At 41.6% G+C, this 18,073-nt stretch carries 10 protein-coding genes and 1 pseudogene; 9 read left to right on the top strand and 2 right to left on the bottom strand.

Annotation, left to right across the window (positions count from 1 at the left end; all coding sequences use genetic code 11):
• The first annotated feature begins 1,282 nt into the window (after positions 1–1,282).
• A complete protein-coding gene (gene aguB / locus DW650_RS07965; protein ID WP_118209572.1) occupies positions 1,283–2,173 on the top strand; it encodes an N-carbamoylputrescine amidase in 891 nt (296 codons plus the stop codon).
• 235 nt (positions 2,174–2,408) lie between these two features.
• Here the strand turns inward: aguB and asnA are convergent, their stop codons facing one another.
• The gene (gene asnA / locus DW650_RS07960) at positions 2,409–3,419 is read right to left on the bottom strand and encodes an aspartate--ammonia ligase (RefSeq protein WP_015520213.1); all 1,011 of its coding nucleotides are present in this window, start codon (positions 3,417–3,419) and stop codon (positions 2,409–2,411) included.
• Between the two features lie 267 nt (positions 3,420–3,686).
• Between asnA and DW650_RS07955 the strand changes: the two genes are divergently transcribed.
• Genes DW650_RS07955 through DW650_RS07940 form a run of 4 tightly spaced genes read left to right on the top strand, consistent with a single transcriptional unit; the run spans position 3,687 to position 7,619 of the window.
• Positions 3,687–5,669, top strand: a complete 1,983-nt coding sequence (locus DW650_RS07955) for a methyl-accepting chemotaxis protein (RefSeq protein WP_118209559.1) — start codon at positions 3,687–3,689, stop codon at positions 5,667–5,669.
• A gap of 15 nt (positions 5,670–5,684) precedes the next feature.
• Complete coding sequence (locus DW650_RS07950) at positions 5,685–6,659, top strand: sugar ABC transporter substrate-binding protein (RefSeq protein ID WP_006857026.1); 975 nt, start codon at positions 5,685–5,687, stop codon at positions 6,657–6,659.
• A 14-nt stretch (positions 6,660–6,673) separates the two neighbouring features.
• A complete protein-coding gene (locus DW650_RS07945) occupies positions 6,674–7,222 on the top strand; it encodes a DNA-deoxyinosine glycosylase (RefSeq protein ID WP_006857027.1) in 549 nt (182 codons plus the stop codon).
• A complete protein-coding gene (locus DW650_RS07940) occupies positions 7,194–7,619 on the top strand; it encodes a hypothetical protein (protein ID WP_044998977.1) in 426 nt (141 codons plus the stop codon). The genes DW650_RS07945 and DW650_RS07940 overlap by 29 nt, the downstream gene beginning before the upstream one ends.
• A gap of 95 nt (positions 7,620–7,714) precedes the next feature.
• On the opposite strand, the gene DW650_RS07935 is transcribed toward DW650_RS07940, so the two are convergent.
• The gene (locus DW650_RS07935) at positions 7,715–7,918 is read right to left on the bottom strand and encodes a helix-turn-helix domain-containing protein (protein WP_006857028.1); all 204 of its coding nucleotides are present in this window, start codon (positions 7,916–7,918) and stop codon (positions 7,715–7,717) included.
• Between the two features lie 116 nt (positions 7,919–8,034).
• On the opposite strand from DW650_RS07935, the gene DW650_RS07930 reads away from it, so the two are divergent.
• From DW650_RS07930 to DW650_RS07915, 4 genes and pseudogenes are all read left to right on the top strand, one after another.
• On the top strand, positions 8,035–13,095 hold the full coding sequence (locus DW650_RS07930; RefSeq protein ID WP_118209558.1) for a leucine-rich repeat protein: 5,061 nt from the start codon (positions 8,035–8,037) through the stop codon (positions 13,093–13,095).
• 510 nt (positions 13,096–13,605) lie between these two features.
• Positions 13,606–14,210 (top strand): annotated as a pseudogene (locus DW650_RS20605) (hypothetical protein).
• A gap of 197 nt (positions 14,211–14,407) precedes the next feature.
• Positions 14,408–15,124, top strand: coding sequence for an ABC transporter ATP-binding protein (locus tag DW650_RS07920; RefSeq protein ID WP_006857030.1), 717 nt, complete (start codon positions 14,408–14,410; stop codon positions 15,122–15,124).
• Positions 15,125–15,186: 62 nt separating this feature from the next.
• The gene (locus tag DW650_RS07915) at positions 15,187–17,988 is read left to right on the top strand and encodes an ABC transporter permease (protein WP_118209557.1); all 2,802 of its coding nucleotides are present in this window, start codon (positions 15,187–15,189) and stop codon (positions 17,986–17,988) included.
• Positions 17,989–18,073 lie beyond the last annotated feature (85 nt).

The following is an 18,073-nucleotide window of genomic DNA, read 5'->3' as shown; positions in this document are numbered from 1 at the left end:
TTTGCGCAAGATGCCAGTCTTCAGGTTGTGAACACCATTTGGGTGGGCGGTTCATCTCAGAATTGGGGGCGCGGGTGTGGATTTTTGATATTCGCACGAATAAAAATATGCTTAAAATTCTAATGTGCTGTATCATTAATATTTAGCCTGATGACTTTCCAAAATTTTCAGCTGCTGCATTGTATTACATGAAATTTTTCGTAAATTGCCAGATTAATAACGCAGAATATTTTTTCAAATGTGTATGGCAATAAATATGGGCCTAGTGGTATATATCGAGGTTTTTGCCAGTGTTGTCAAACAAATAATAAACCATTGAATATAGTTATTTGGAAATCTTTTTTTAATCAGATTCAGACACAAAACACTAAAAATTTACGCCCCCAAGGTTGTAAAATGAGTTCCCCGGCGAAGGGTGGTTCACAGCCATGCGGCTGGCAAATCGCATCAAGCCGGGACCTGTTTTGTGACTTTGGGAGAAAATTAGAAACTCTTAGGATGCCTGTCCGTAACACAGTGTTGTGCTGCCACGGACGGCAGCACAAGTCCTAATGTGCCCGGATGGCGCATTTAGGACGCACACGTCACTCCGCCCCAACCTGAATCAGGCATGCTTAGAGTTTCTTATTTTCGGACAACGGAACAAAGCAGTCCCTGCTTGATGCAATTTGCCAATCACAAAACTGCGATATCACCCTTCGCCGGGGAACTCATAGCCCAACAAACCAGTATTTATTGCGTAACCAGTGAATATCAGAATATACGGAGGTATTACTATGGTGGAAAGAATCGTAGGTCTGATAGCATGTGTTATGTGTGCAATCCCTTTTTTATTGTATAAACAATGTTCCATTGCATTTCTCATTACCTGGGCTGGATTTATGGTGATGCCCATTGTGGGAATAATACTGATATGTCTTGACTGTACGTTTGGAATTTATGTTATGTACAAAAAATACAAAAGAATTTTAAATATGCATTCATAACTTTCAATTTTAAGATAGCTTTGTTACCGGACAATATCGAAGAATGGCAATCAGATTGCACTGTATGAAACTTCCGAAAGGAATTTTGCCGGGATCTTTATATAATCCGGACACTATGTTGAAATGTCTGGAGTGGATAAAAGAAAAAAGCAAAGATAAAAATTGTTTGGGAGTATTATGTGCTCATGAATATATGTGATGAAGAAAAAATCTGATTGTGAAACGAAAAGATTTTTATGCCACTTCCACCAAAAAGAAAATTTACAGTAAAAAATAAGAACAGAAAGGACATACACATGAGACAGGTAAAAGTAGCCGCAGTTCAGATGAAATGTGAACCGGAGCAGGAAAAAAATTTGAAGAAGGCAGAAGAAATGATCCGCAAGGCTGCAGCGGAAGGTGCAAATATCATTTTACTGCCGGAACTTTTTGAAAGAGAATATTTCTGCCAGCAGCGCAGATATGATTTTTACAGCTATGCAAAACCCGTGAAAGAGAGCGAGGCTGTAGCAATGGGAGTACGCCTTGCAAAAGAATTAGGCGTGGTGCTGCCGGTCAGCTTTTATGAGCGTGACGTCAATAATCTTTATAATTCGATTGCCTGTATTGATGCGGATGGAACAATCCTTGGTGTGTATCGGAAAACACATATTCCTGATGATCATTATTATCAGGAAAAGTTTTATTTTACACCAGGAGATACCGGATTTAAAGTATTTGATACGAAATATGGCTGCATTGGTATCGGAATATGCTGGGATCAGTGGTTCCCGGAGACGGCGCGTGCGATGGCACTGCTCGGTGCAGAATTATTGTTTTACCCGACAGCGATCGGCTCGGAACCGATTTTAGAATGTGACAGTATGCCGCACTGGAGACGCTGCATGCAGGGACATGCGGCTGCGAATCTGATGCCTGTCATTGCCGCAAACCGGATCGGCAGGGAAGTAGTGCAGCCATGTGCGGAAAATGGCGGACAGGAGTCGGCACTGGAATTTTATGGTTCCTCATTTCTGACGGATGAAACAGGAGAGGTGATCTTAAGTGCTTCCAGAGATAAAGAAGAAATCCTGAGCCAGACCTATGAACTGGATGAACTTCGGGCAAAACGACTGGAATGGGGACTTTTCCGGGACAGAAGACCAGAATATTACGGAATCATAGCAGGAGAAAAAAACGGGAGATAGTGAGAACCAGACGGGATTGAAAAGACCGGAAGATTGTGGAAATCACACGGGATTGAAAAGACCGGAAAATTGTGGAAATCGCACAGGACTGAAAAAACAGAAAGGTGAAAAAAACAGGTATGTTTTTGTCAGCAGGGAGCAGGGAAAGCTCATTGCTGACATTTGAAACATACCTGTTTTTTATCAGGCATCAGTGTTGATGACAGGATATCTGCGGAGCATATGCCCGTTCCTGTTACAAAAGCTGAATACCGTTCTTTTCACATTCTTTTGCGATAGCTTCCGGCCACAGGGAAGACTGTACTTCTCCAATATGTGCCTTGCGAAGGAAGAACATACAGATACGGGACTGTCCGATTCCACCACCGATTGTATAAGGAAGCTCTTCGTTGATGATCGCTTTCTGGAAAGGAAGTTTTGCACGCTCCTCACAGCCTGCTTTTTTGAGCTGGGAGAGAAGCGCTTTCTTGTCAACCCGGATACCCATGGAAGAAATCTCAAGTGCGATGTCAAGTACCGGATAGTAAACAACGATATCTGCGTTTAAGGACCAGTCATCGTAATCCGGAGCACGTCCGTCGTGAGGCTCTCCGTTTTCCAAAGTATCGCCGATCTTCATGATACATACGGCACCTTTGGTTTTTGTAATATAATATTCACGTTCCTTTGGTGTGTTGTCAGGGAACATTTCTTCCAATTCCTGAGTCGTGATAAAGAAGATATCATGTGGAAGAATCTCTTCTATATAATCGTACTGGATCGCCATATATTTTTCTGTCTTGCGCAGGCAGTTATAAACAGTGGTAACTGTTTCTTTTAATGTCTCGATATTACGATCCTCTTTATGGATGATTTTTTCCCAGTCCCACTGGTCTACGAAAATAGAGTGGATGTTATCCGTGTCTTCATCTCTGCGGATCGCATTCATATCGGTATACAGGCCTTCACCGTAGTCGAAACCGTATTTCTTTAATGCGTAGCGTTTCCATTTTGCGAGAGACTGTACAACCTCTGCCTCTTTCCCGTTCTGCTCTTTGATATCGAAAGTAACCGGACGTTCAATACCGTTTAAGTTGTCATTGAGACCGGATAACGGATCAACAAAAAGTGGAGCCGAAACGCGGGACAGATTCAGACGAAGTGCAAGCAGGTTCTGGAAAAAATCTTTTACTGTTTTGATTGCAATCTGTGTATCGTGCAGATTTAATTCTGAATGATAATCTTTTGGAATGATTAAATGTTCCATCTAAGGTTCTCCTCTCTGGTATAAACCGCATGCAGCGGCATGATACCAATCCCGTGTGCCTGATATATGTATGAAAAAGAAAATGGCACACTAATTTATTATAGCACAGCAGGTCTCATTTTCAAGAAAAGATCATACGATTTCTTGAAAAATACATGTATACAATATAAATTTTAGCGAAAACGGTTTGTGATACATATTGACGAAAAACGACGAAGATTTTATAATTTATGTTGTAAATTTTATGTAAAAAAGAGAGGACAGCTTATGAAAAAACAAAAAACGGTGTCGATTAAGGCAAAGTTACTTGGTGTGATCATACCAGTCGTAATTGCGATCGTTGTGGTACTTGTTGTGGCTGCTTATCAGATATCTGCAGGGACGATCAAAAAATATTCCCAGAATTTACTGCAGTCTTCGGTAGAGAACCAGGCATCCCAGATAGAAGCATGGCTGAATGAAAACCTTGCTTCATTTCAGATGGCGAAGACGATCATTGAGGATTTGAAGCCGAGTGATGAAGAGTTAAAGACAATACTGGATGGTTATTATGGCTATAACAGTAATTATCCGGAGGGACTTTATGTGGCAGATTCCACAGGACAGCTCATAACGGCATCAGAATCAACAAAAAAGGAATCAGATGTAACAAACAGTACCTGGTATAAAGAAGGACTTACCAGGGTGAATATGGCAGTCGGTTCAGCTTATCAGAATGCAGATGGCGTGAATGTGATCAGTGCCTCCGGTATTTTAAATGACGGATCTGATAAAGTGCGTGTTATTTCAGCAGACATGACATTAGACCGTATTGCAATTATCGTAAACTCTTTTATTGAAATGAATGATGCGGAAGCATTTCTGGTTGATAAAACCAGCGGTGTGATCCTGGCAAACCGTGATTCATCTCTTATTTCCCAGACACTCGGGGCAGAAGGACAGAGTCATTTTTACCAGCTTACGGCAGAGAAAGCTGCAGAGAAAGACTATAATTTTGCTACACTTGATGGAAATATGACGGTATTTCAGGAAGTAGACGGAACCAACTGGCTTTTGATATCGTATATTCCGACCAGCATTGTACTTTCGGATCTGACACAGCTTCGTAATATTATGATCGTGATCAGTGTGATCTGTATTGCATTGCTCTGTGTACTGATCGAACGTGTAACTCATGTTGTAATCAAACCTGTCAAGGAAATGACAAGAGTGATCACAGCGATGACTTCCGGTGATTTTACGGTTTCTATTAAGACAAAAGGCAATGATGAGATCGCAGTCATGAGCCAAAGTGTGGAGAAGTTTATTGCTTCCATGAAACAGATGATCTCCGAGATGGGAAATGTTTCCGGCAAGTTGAAGAATCAGGCTGACTCAAGTAAGGGTGTTTCCGGTGAGATGAGTTCTGCAGCGGGAATCCAGTCACAGTCGATGAGCGAGTTGAACGCGACGGTTGATCAGTTGTCTGTATCTGTAAATGAGATCGCGGAAAATGCAACACAGCTTGCAGGTGTGGCAGCAGATACCAAGAGCGACAGTGATATGGTTGAAAGCAAGATGCAGGAGACAGTTGCTGTTTCTGAAAAAGGACGTAAGGATATGGAGCGCGTTGGTGAGGCACTCTCAAATATCGAAGTTTCCATTCACAATCTGGAAGAGGCTGTTAATAAGGTAGGAACCGCTTCCGGCGAGATCGTGCAGATCATCAAACTGATTGGTGATATTGCTGACGAGACGAACCTGTTATCTTTAAATGCATCAATTGAGGCTGCACGCGCAGGCGAAGCAGGAAGAGGATTTGCAGTTGTTGCAGCTGAGATTGGTACACTTGCAAAGAACAGTGCGGATTCGGTAGCACATATCACAGAGCTGATCACTGAAATCAACAATCTGGTAGAAGATGCCGTCAGACAGGCAGGAAACAGTGCACAGGATATTTCCGGCAGTGCAGAGCTGATCCATACAGCAGTTGATACATTTGATACGATCTTTAAGAATATCCAGGAGACAAGCACACTGATCGGCAATGTGGTTGATAAGATCAATCAAGTAGATCAGGTTGCTACGAATGTTGCAGCTATTTCGGAAGAACAGGCGGCAAGTTCCGATGAGATCCTTGCAACATCAGAATCCATGTTACAGCAGGCAAAGAATATTTCAAAGAACAGTGACCAGGTAGAACAGGAAGCAGATAACCTTGCTGTTTCTGCAGATCAACTTGCAGAACAGGTAAAACAGTTCCGGATATAGAGAGGAGATCGTGCGATGAAGAAATTAATAAGTACTATCATGTGTCTGGCATTGCTTGTAGGATGCCTTGCCGGATGTGGTGGAAATACACAGACAGGCGCAGCTGATGGAAAAGGTTTAAAAATGCTGCTGTCGTTATCACAGGCGGATACCTTCCGAAATGTACTTGTGGCACAGGCACAGCAGACTGCGGAAGAGTGTGGGGCACAGCTGGATGTATTTGATGCAGAAAATTCCATTGAAAACCAGGTGGAACATATCAAAAAGGCGGTCAGTGAGAATTATGATGTGATTTTATGCGGACCGGTTGATGCCGACACAGCGCTGGAGTTAGAAGCACTTGCAGGTGATATACCAATCGTATTTTTTAACAGCTGCCCGGATGAGTCGAGACTTCAGGCTGGGAAATATATTTATGTTGGATCGGATGAATATGTGGCAGGACAGTATCAGGCAGAGTACATTCTAGATAAATTTGCTTCTGCGGATGAGATTAATGTGGTGTTGTTAAAAGGACCGAAAAAACATTCCGCGACAAAAGGAAGATCTGAGTCATTAAAGGATACTTTAAATGCATCAGGGAAAAAGATCAATTATGTCTTTGAAGATAACGCCGACTGGGAGCAGGATCGTGCGAAAGAGATGTTCAATATATTTTTAAAGACAGGACAGAAGTGTGACGTTGCTGTCTGCAACAACGACTCTATGGCACTTGGTATCATTGATGCCTGTGATGCAGCAGGAATCAGTGATGTGACGGTACTTGGAATCGATGCAACTGCAGACGGATGCAAAGCGATTGAAGATGGAAAGATGGACTTTACCGTATACCAGTCCGCAGTTGGACAGGGTGAGAGTGCTGTTTATGCAGCAATCGCACTTGCAACCGGAAAAGATGTCACGACCTTAGAGGGTGCTACGGAAGATGGTTTATATGTCTGGGTACCATTTGAAAAAGTAGACAGCTCCAATGTCAAAAATTATGAATAGAAAGCGGGTATAAAATGGAATATACACATGTAAAACATACGTTTTTACCTGTATACAATGAGGAATCCAGGATATTGATCCTGGGTTCCTTTCCGTCTGTAAAGTCGCGGGAAAACCAGTTCTATTACGGGCATCCGCAAAACCGGTTCTGGAAGGTGATTGCAGGGATTTTCAAGGAACCTCTGCCACAGACGATCGATGAAAAGAAGGATCTTCTGCTAAGACATCGCATAGCAGTGTGGGATGTGATCGATTCCTGTGATATCGTTGGATCTTCCGACAGCTCCATCAGAAATGTGGTGCCAAACGATATGGATCTGATCTTATCAAATGCAAAAATACAGGGAATTTTTGCAAATGGTGGAAAAGCACATCAGCTTTTTGTAAAATACTGTCATAAAGAGGGAATGCCGCCGCTTGGAAAACTGCCGTCCACAAGCCCCGCAAATGCGGCGTGGAATTTAGAGCGGCTGACGGAGGAATGGAAAACGGCATTTGAAACATATTTAGAAATAACAGAACAGGAGAAAACATTTGAAAAAAGAAGAAATGACAACGGTTGATTTCCTGCTTGAAGCAGTGGGAATCGTGGCTGCACTGGTCTATCTTGGACTGCAGATCTACTATGGAATCGTATATGGAGTATCATTTACCGGGATTATTTTAAATGCGGCAATCCTGATCCTTGTATATGTTGGACTGACGCTGCTTGCACGTTATCCGGAAAGGGTAAATAACCTGCCGAAAGAAATATGTAGTGGGAAAATAAGAAAATATACGATTCATATGGTGCGCGCAGTCAAGCTGATCTTCGTGCTCAGTCTTTTATTTACCAGTATCTGTGATGTCGCCGGAGTGCAGATCAATAAAGGGTATAGTCTGGTGACGGTTGCATTGATCGTTATTGTGACAGTGGTGTATGAGGGGAAGATCATTAAGCTGCTGCGTGGGAAAAAATAAGCATATATTATAAAGAAAAGACGATTCTGAGTGGAATCGTCTTTTCTTTATATATAGTGATCAATGTCTGCGGAGTAGGCATTTTGTGTATTATATTACTTCGTATCAACCCGTCCAACCAGATAATCAATTGAGCAGTGATAAATATCTGCTAACTTTATGAGAATGTCAATTGGAAAATCACGAAGCCCTTTTTCATAACGGGAATAAACATCCCGGTGCAGACCAAGCATGGCAGAGATTTCTTTTATAGTAAGATCGTTGTCTATTCTCAAGTCCTGAATTCTTTGAAACTTCACGTGAGTGTCTCCTCTAACTTAATAGACAAATTATAATCAAAATGCTATAATTTAATTCATAATAAGACCGTTTGGTCGTATTGTAAGGAATGAGATATCTGTGAAAGGAGAAAGTTATGAAAAAACGAATGATAGCATGGCTGCTTTGTGCCTGTATGACGTTTACGGCAGCACCGGAAATGCTGCTGGCGGATGTGGCAGGGAATGCACAGCAGACACAGGAAGAAAACAGTTTTAAAGAGAAAGGGACTGTGGAAACACAGACTGTAGAACAGGATGATGAAAAGTCAGCAGTGACAGAGAAAAAAGAAACAGACCAGGCAGATGAAGAAGATCATAATGCCGGACGTCTGGCAGAGGAAGAGTCCGGGGCGGCCGGGACGGAAATTGTCACGGAAGAGACAGAAGAGCCAGAGACGACGATCGTCACGGAAGAGACAGAAGAGCCAGAAACGAAGGTTGTTACAGAAGAAACAGAGGAGACTGAAACAAAGAATGTCACAGAAGAGCCAGAACAGGCTGAAACAGAGAACGTTACGGAAGAAACGGAGAGTACAGAGGAGATTTTAAAAAGGGCATTATCAGGTGATGAGATCAGCCGTATCGACTGGGTACAGGAACTGGTAACATTATTTGATCTTACGGTAGATGAGGATAATTATCCGGATAATTATTACAGTGACATATCAACGGATGATTCGTTTTATCGTGATGTGATGGTGGCATGCGAGTTCGGAATGATCGATCTTGAGGCAGGAGAAGAATTTCGACCGGAAGATGCAGTGACGCGTGAATTTGCAGCGCAGACCATGAATACGATGCTTGGCTTTGTGCCGGAAACAGACAGTTATACTTATCAGGATACAGCAGATGTTACATATAAGGAAGCAGCACAGATCGCAATCGACAGAGGATGGGTTACGGTTGCTGCCGGTAAATTTCTCCCGGAACAGTCACTTACCACGGAAGAGCATGATGCAATGATCGCGGATGCAAAAAAGGTTTTGGCAGATGCGCAGATAGAGACCGGAAAAGAAAATACCTGTACATTTGCGTCCGGAGTAGTTGTTGTACCAAAGGGAACAGCCGTATCTATTGATGTGGATGGAATAGTTATGATCGAAAACTGTCCGGTTACGATCAAACAGGGAACAACATTTGCCGTGTATGTTAACGATATTGTCATGGCATATAAGGCAGAAAGTGTACGGACAGACGGAACTACAACATATATTACAACCTCAGATGCGGATGATGGCGCGGTTTTAAATGTTGACCAGCAGGGCGAACTGGATGTTGATATGACGGAATTTATTCCGGCAGATGAAGAAACATATGTGGCAAATGGTGTTACAGTCACAGAAGGTATGACAAGGGGGATATCCTATAAAAACAATACCCTGCGTGCAGATAAAACGATTTCCGTCTCAGATGATGTCACAGCGACAGTAAGTGTTGTGATTTCAAACATGAAAGTAAATTACAGTCTGAATAATAATGACTATTATTTTTCAGTCAGCGGAGATATGGAATACTCCTGCAATGTAAAAGGGGATGCATTTAAAGATATTAACCACACACTGACGTTAGGGGCAGTGCCGCTCGGCGGTGTTGGTATGTTGACACTGGCAATGGAATATAATCTTTCCGGGGAAGCAACGCTTACCGTGGAAAAGGAATTTGAAGCCGGATTTGCGTATTCGGACGGATTCCGTATAGTTGGAAACAGTCATAAAAAAGGATTTTCCTTTTCAGCAGAAGCAGATTTGACCACAGGTATTGTACTCTCTGCAAAAGCAACGCTCGGAATTGTCAGCGGAGATATTTATGCAAAAACCGGTGCACGTATGAACATCAAATACGTAAGGTACAGTTCCGGAACACCGACATACTGCGCGTCACAGGCTGCATATCTGTATGCATCGGTGGGGGCAAGTGCAAAGATCGGAGTTGGTATTGCATCAAAGACCTTTAGCAAAAGTATAGAGATCTGGGGAAAGAATAACAGTCCGGTGCGCGTGTACTATCATATTGAGGACGGCGTACTTCGGACATCATGCACGCGTGGAAAAGAATTTGCCGCGCAGGGAGGCTGGACAAGTTATTGGACATCTCCAGGTTCGAGATATTTCAATCCGGCGGGCGCAGGAAGCTATTTTGATGCAGGAGCAGGTGCAGGCGGTGCAATCGTACCGATTTATACCTATACACTTGACGATGCAAACAGGGCTACGATCACAGGATATAGTGGAAATGCGACGGCACTTTATATTCCGGGGGAGATTGACGGGCATGAGGTTGTTGCAATCGGAGATAGGGCATTTGAGAACCGGACGGATTTGAGGACGGTGATGATACCGGATAGCGTGGAAAAAATAGAATTTGAAGCATTTTATAACTGCATAAATTTAAAAATTGTCGATTTGTCTTCAAACTTGACAACAATTGGTTACGACGTGTTTGGAAATTGCAAATCAATTAGTAAAATAGAGATACCTAAAAGCTTAAAGAAATTTGATGGTACGTGGGGAAGAGGCACAAATTTGTCATATGGGGCATTTGGTGGTTGTAGTAATTTAAAAACTGTTAATTTCGAAGCAGGAAGCACCATAGTATGTGCAGCGTTGTTTATGGGATGTGATGGTATTGAAGAAATAGAACTGCCAGATACTATTACGGAAATAGGAGACAGTGCCTTTAAAAGTTGTAAAAATCTGAATAAAGTTATAATTCCTGAAAGTGTGACAAAAATAGATGGTGACGCATTTGCTGAATGCAGTGGATTAGTAGATATAAAAATGCATGAGGGTATAAATACAATAGGTTCAAGAGCATTTTATAAATGTGACAGATTATTGGATATTGTTATACCAGATAGCGTGGAAAAAATAGAATTTGAAGCATTTCGCGGATGCGACAAACTGGAAAATATAAAGTTATCAGAGAATCTTACGATTGTTGGATATGGAGTATTTGGAGATTGCAAATCAATTAGTAAAATAGAGATGCCTAAAAGCTTAAAGAAATTTGATGGTACATGGGGAAGAGGCACAAATTTGTCATATGGGGCATTTGGTGGTTGTAGTAATTTAAAAACTGTTAATTTCGAAGCAGGAAGTACCATAGTATGTGCAGCGTTGTTTATGGGATGTGATGGCATTGAAGAAATAGAACTGTCAGATACTATTACGGAAATAGGAGATAGTGCGTTTAAAAATTGTAAAAATCTTGATAGGATTACAATGAATAACGGGATAGAAATACTGGAAAGTTCTGCATTTGAGGATTGTTTCTCATTAACAACGATAAATATTCCGAATACTGTTAAAGCAATTAGTAATTCAACTTTTCAAGATTGCACCAGTCTGACAGAGGTGCATTTGTCAAATATCCTTAAAGAAATACCAGCAAGCACGTTTTCCGGCTGCAAAAAGTTAACCACCATCAACTTCCCATCCACCCTGACCACGATCGGGAACTCCGCGTTTTCCGGCTGTGAATCTTTGCCGGAAGCAATACTTCCATCCGGGGTGGAAAAAATAGAAAGCAACGCATTTAAAAACTGTAAAGCCATGAAAAAGGCAGTGGTACCGGATACCGTTTCGTCCGTTGGAAGTTCTGCATTTTATGGCTGTGAAGCTCTGGCCGACATTACATTAGGCAGCAAATTAAAGAAAATTGAGAGCCAGACATTCTACGGCTGCACAGTTCTGCCATCCATCGTGCTTCCTTACAATGTGACCACGATCGGTGACAGTGCCTTTGTCAACTGCACGAAGCTGACGCAGATCACAGTCCCGCGCAACACAACTTCGATCGCATCAAATGCATTTTCCTATCCAAAGAAAATGACGATGTACGGTCCGTCTGATTGCTATGCCCAGACCTATGCGAGCGGAAAAGGAATCAAGTACGTCACACAGGATATTCATGCAACCTCAGTCAGTCTGGATATTACAGAAAAAACGGCGGAGCGCTATGACGATTTCCAGCTGACAGCGACGATTGCACCTTTGAATTTCACAGATGCAGTGGTATGGACAAGTTCCAACGAAGAGGTTGCCACTGTTTCGGATACCGGATATGTGGAGATATGTGGTGTTGGAACAGCAGTCATTACGGTAACGGCTGGAAATGTAAAAGCTGCCTGTAAGATAACCGTACCGCAGCTAATAGACTGGATCGAATTTGATGAGGATGAGATCGAATTAAAAGCTGGTCAAACCTATCAGTTGAAACCATATATTTCACCTTCGGATGCCACAAATAAAAAACTCAAATATACTTCTTCTGATACGAAAGTGGCAGAGGTTTCTGCAAGCGGACTTGTCATTGCAAAATCGGAGGGTGAAGCAAAAATCCGGGCGGCGGCAACGGATGGCAGTGATGAATATGCAGTCTGCTATGTGACTGTTACCGGAAAGGCGAAAGTAACAGGAATAACTTTAGACCGGACATCAGCAGAGGTAAAAAGAGGAGAGAAGCTCACCTTAAATGCAACCGTATCACCATCTTATGCCTCCAACAAAAAGGTAGTCTGGAAATCCGCAAATACAAAGATTGCCACCGTGGATGGCAACGGCAGTGTGACAGCAAAGGCACCGGGCAGAACGAAGATCACGGTGACTTCGTCTGAAAATAGTAGTTATCAGGCATCCTGTACGGTTACAGTACCATATAAAATTACCTACAAACTGAATAAAGGTAAAAACAATGCCTCGAATCCGTCAACTTATTATGGAAAGAAAGTAACACTGAAAAACCCGTCCCGCAAAGGATACGCATTTGCAGGCTGGTATACGGATGCAAAATTTAAAAAGAAGATCACAAGTATCAGCAGCAGCGCAAAATCCGATTACATTTTGTATGCAAAGTGGACAAAAGTAAAAGTGGCGAAGGCTTCTCTTACGTCTGCGAAAAACAGCAAGAGTAAACAGATCTTACTGAAATATAAGAAAGTATCCGGCGCAAAAGGTTACGAGATTTCTTACAGTACGGATAAAAAATTCAAAAAGGCGGTCACAAAGAAAAACACGGCGAAGACATCCTATACCATAAGTAAACTGAAAAAAGGAAAGATATACTATGTGCGCATCCGGGCTTATAAAATGGATTCCACGGGCAAAAAAGTGTATGGAAAATATTCATCCATGAAAAAAGTTAAGGTCAGTAAATAGAAAAATTTAAAGTGTGTAACTGTCAGAAAATGACAGGGAAGACAGTGTCCGGATTGATATTCAGCCGGACACTGTCTTTCTTTAAAAATAGCAGCTTGTTTTGTTACTGTTCACTCGGCACCTGAACACTTTGCTGTTCAGGTGCGTATGAACGTGATGTGGGGGTGAGCAGCCCCTTTTGCGAAGCAAAACTTTACATGGGGCTGCGAAGTTACAGTCCGCAGGGTAACCTGTGAACAGTAACTTTGTTTTTGTACAACATGCACAAGAAATTTCAAATGAGTTGCATACTAAGGATGACGTATGATAAAATAACTCAAAGCATATTTCTATTGATGCGGACATTTATCCGATGCCATAATTATGAATCCGGCAATTCTGTCTGCATGACTATCAGGATGTATACATCCGTCTATCTTTCAAAAACATTTCAGAAATCTATGCTTTTTATCCACAAAAATGAAAAGCAGGAGATCTGGATGAGCCTCCTGCACACAGGAGGAACCGAATATGAAGAAGAGCACACAGGTATCAGAAAAGATACCGACAGCCAACCGTCAGTACAAAGACACTGTATTCCGCATGCTGTTCTCAGAGAAAGAGAATCTCTTATCCCTGTACAACGCAGTGACCGGAAACCATTATCAGAATGCGGAAGCCCTTAAGATCGTCACGTTGGAAAATGCCATTTATGCTGCGAGAGTCCGAAAATATGCATCAGAGCTGAATCTGAATGATGCAGTTGAGAAGGCGATTACGGAATGCATTAAAGAAGGAATTTTAGTGGAATTTCTTCGGAAGAATCGCTCGGAGGTAATGTGAAAAATGAGATTTTTCACATGCAAGTTTGTACTTACGTCCAAACTTGTTATGCGCAAAAGACAGCGCAAAAAGGAGAAAAGATGGTGAGTATATTAGAGTACGATAAAGAGTGGGAAGAAAAGAAACTCCGAAAGGCAGAGTATGAAGCTGGTAAAAGTGATGGGATCGAGATTGGCAGAGATAAAGCTATAGCAGAAATCATCTGTAATATGATCAAGTCCGGTTTCACAATAGAGAAAATCATAGAAGTGACAGGAAAGCCAGTTTCAGAAATAGAACAATATTTACAGTGAAACAGACAGTAAAGACATTATATAAGGCAAAAAGACGATTCTGACAAAAGGAATCGTCTTTTTGCTTGTAATCTGGAAAAGCTGTGATATAATACAAACAAAAAGTTAGACAACACTAACAAAAGTAAGAAAAGACTTTAAAACCATTCAGGATAGCAAAAGGATACTGATTATCCTGTAATGGGAAAGGGGAGAATATGTCAGAAGAAGAAAGAAAATTTTTGGAAATTGTTGATCTGAAAAAAGGGTTTGGAAGCGGGGAAACCCGACAGGAAGTACTTCGGGGAATGAATTTTTCCGTGGCAAAAGGAGAATTTTGTGTGCTGCTTGGACCATCCGGTTCCGGAAAGTCGACGCTTCTCAATATTATCGGTGGAATCGATAGTGCGGACTCCGGTTATATTTCCATCAACGGCGATAAGTTAGAAGAACTCGGAGAGAAGAAGCTGACACAGTACCGCAGAAAACATTTAGGTTATGTATTTCAGATGTATAACCTGATCGCAAATTTAAATGTCAAGGAAAATATTGAGGTTGGTGCATATTTATCAGACAGTCCGCTCGATATTGACGATCTGTTACATACGCTGGGACTTTATGAACACAGGCATAAACTGCCGAACCAGCTTTCCGGCGGCCAGCAGCAGAGGGTTTCCATCGGGCGTGCCATTGTGAAAAATCCGGATATCCTGCTCTGTGATGAGCCGACCGGAGCACTTGACTACAACACTTCCAAGGAAATATTAAAGCTGATTGAGGATGTCAATGTCAAATATGGTAATACAGTTATCATGGTTACACATAACGAGGCAATCCGGCATATGGCAGACCATGTCATCAAACTCCGTGACGGGGCAGTGCGTCATAACGATATCAATGAACATAAAATTTCAGCGGCAGATCTGGAGTGGTAGGAAGCTGTATTGGCGTACAAACTTGTGATGCGCTTAAAAACAGCGCAAGAATGGAGATTAGTATGAAAAAGAAAAAAATCAAAAATCCGCTTATCAGACGAATACCGAGAGAACTGACAGGAGACTGGAAAAAATATCTTGTGGTAAGTCTGTTCCTGATTCTGATGATCGGTTTTGTGTCAGGCATGTATGTTGCAAACGAGAGTATGATGACAGCGGCTGGTGAGGGTGTTGGCAGATACAAGCTGGAAGACGGACACTTTGAATTAAAAAAGAAAGCAGACGAAACACTGCTTGATGCAATTAAGACAGGCGATAAAGCAGATGTCAGACAGTATTACATTGATGAGGCAAAAAAGAAGCTGGATAAAAAGTTCGATAGTGAATTTGAAGAAAAGTTCAAAAAAGAATTTGATGAGAAGTTTGAAACAGAATTTAGGGAAAAATTTGATGCAGAGTTCCAGTCAGAATTTGATGTTTCTTTTAATGCACAGATAAAGCAGATGCTGATGGCGCAGGGACTTGATGAAACAACTGCGGGAGTTATGCTTGATACAGCAGTGGCACAGGCAAAACAGTCCGGGCAGTACAACAAAGCCTATGATACAGCATATGAAAAAGCATATCCTAAGGCACATGACGAGGCATATGAGAAAGCGTTTGATGAGGCACATGACGAGGCATATGAGAAAGCATACGACGAAGCCTGGAACAAGGTTTTAGATGAGATCAATGAGAAATATGCGGATGCAGAAGAAAAATATGAATTGAACGATCCTGATTTTAAGGAAACTCCGGTTCATCTGTATGAAAATTTTTACAGGGATGAAGAGGAAGATCATGACAACGACGGAACTTCGGATGGAACAGTCCGTGTTTTTGCAAAGACAGATGATATCAATTTTGCATGCCTGATGGACGGAAGTTTCCCGGAAAAAGAGGATGAAATTGCCATTGACCATATGCATGCTGACAATGTCGGGATAAAAGTCGGCGATGAGATCACAGTCGAAGAAGAAAAATATCAGGTCGTTGGTCTGATCGCATATGTCAACTATTCCACACTGCACGAAAAAAGCACGGATCTGATGTTTGATGCCTTAAAGTTTAACGTTGCAATGGTAACAGATGAGGGATTTGCAAAGTTACATAAGACGATTCATTACGATTATGCATGGAAGTATGAAAATGAGCCGTCAGATGAAAAAGAAGAGAAAAACCAGTCGGATGATTTTATGCGGGCGTTGCTCACACAGACCGTGGTAAATGACAATGAGATTGAAGATTATGTGCCAAAATATGCGAATCCGGCGATTCATTTTGCAACCGACGACATGGGCTCTGATGAGGCAATGGGAGGTGTGCTGCTTGATATTCTGATTGTCATCATCGCATTTATTTTTGCAGTTACGATCAGCAATACGATCACAAAAGAGTCATCTGCAATCGGAACATTGCGTGCGTCCGGCTATACGAAAGGGGAGCTGGTACGCCATTATCTGTCTATGCCGGTTATCGTTACCCTGATTTCCGCATTAGTCGGAAATGTGCTTGGCTATACGGTATTTAAAGATGTTGTGGTATCCATGTATTATAACAGTTACAGCCTTCCGACCTATGAGACGATCTGGAATCCGGATGCATTTTTTAAGACAACCCTGATACCGGTCGTGCTGATGTTTATGGTCAATCTGATCGTCATTATTAAAATGATGCAGCATACACCGTTACAGTTTCTGAGGCATGATCTGAAAAAAACAAAACGCAAAAAAGCAATGCGGCTGCCACATTTTAAATTTTTTAACAGATTCCGTCTGCGCATCATGTTTCAGAATGTGGCAAATTATCTGATTCTGTTTGTGGGAATTTTCTTTATCATGGTGATGCTTGCAATGGCAGTGGGAATGCCGGATACGCTTTCTTATTACAAAGAAAATGCAAAAAATATGATGTTTGCAAAGTATCAGTATGTTCTGAAATCTTTTGAGGATGAAGATGGAAATGTACTGACGACGGACAATAAAGACGCAGAAAAATTCAGTATGTGTTCTTTGCAGAAAAAAAGCGATGTAATAGATGAGGAAGTCTCTGTTTACGGTATTTCAGACAATAGTAAGTATGTAGAAATAAAAGGTATGCAGTCCCTGCAGGAAGATGAAGTTTATATTTCCAGATCATTTTCAGAAAAATATGAACTTAATGTCGGGGATACCGTTTCACTGGATGAAAAATATGAAAACAAACAGTATACGTTTACGATAGCCGGAATTTATGACCAGTGCGTAAACATTGCAGTATTTATGCCGATTGAAAATTACCGCATGGTATTTGAGCTGGACGAAGAGGCATTTAGTGGATATTTTTCAAATGAAGAGCTTGCAGATCTGTCGGAAGATGATATTGCAACGGTGATCACCGAGCGTGATATCACAAAGATGTGTGACCAGTTAGATCATTCCATGGGATCTTATATGGATTATTTCCAGATACTTTGTATCCTGCTTTCCGCAGTTTTGATCTATCTTCTGACAAAGCTGATCATTGAGAAAAATGAGAATGCAATTTCAATGACAAAGATTCTTGGATATGAGAATAAAGAAATCGCCAGCCTGTATCTGCTTTCCACAACGATCGTGGTTGTGATCGAAGATGCGGTCAGTGTTGTATTTGGAGCGTTTGTTATGAATCTGGCATGGAAAGCGATCTTGTTTAGTTACAGTGGATGGTTTGCATTTGTGATCCAGCCAGCCGGATATGTGAAAATGTTTGCATTTGTGCTGATCGGATATCTGTTTGTAATGATACTGGACTTTATGCGTATCAAAAAGATCCCGATGGATCAGGCACTCAAAAATGTGGAGTAGAGATTGCTGCTGTGCATATTTATTGTGTGACCGGTAACGAAAGATTTTTCGTAAAAATTTTTGGTTGCATTAAAAATGGCATTGT

The sequence above is a fragment of the Roseburia sp. AM23-20 genome (genome assembly GCF_003470905.1).
Taxonomy (GTDB): Bacteria; Bacillota; Clostridia; order Lachnospirales; family Lachnospiraceae; genus Roseburia; species Roseburia rectibacter.
Note: the sequence above shows the minus strand (reverse complement) of the source record. Positions and strands in the feature narration are given on the sequence as shown.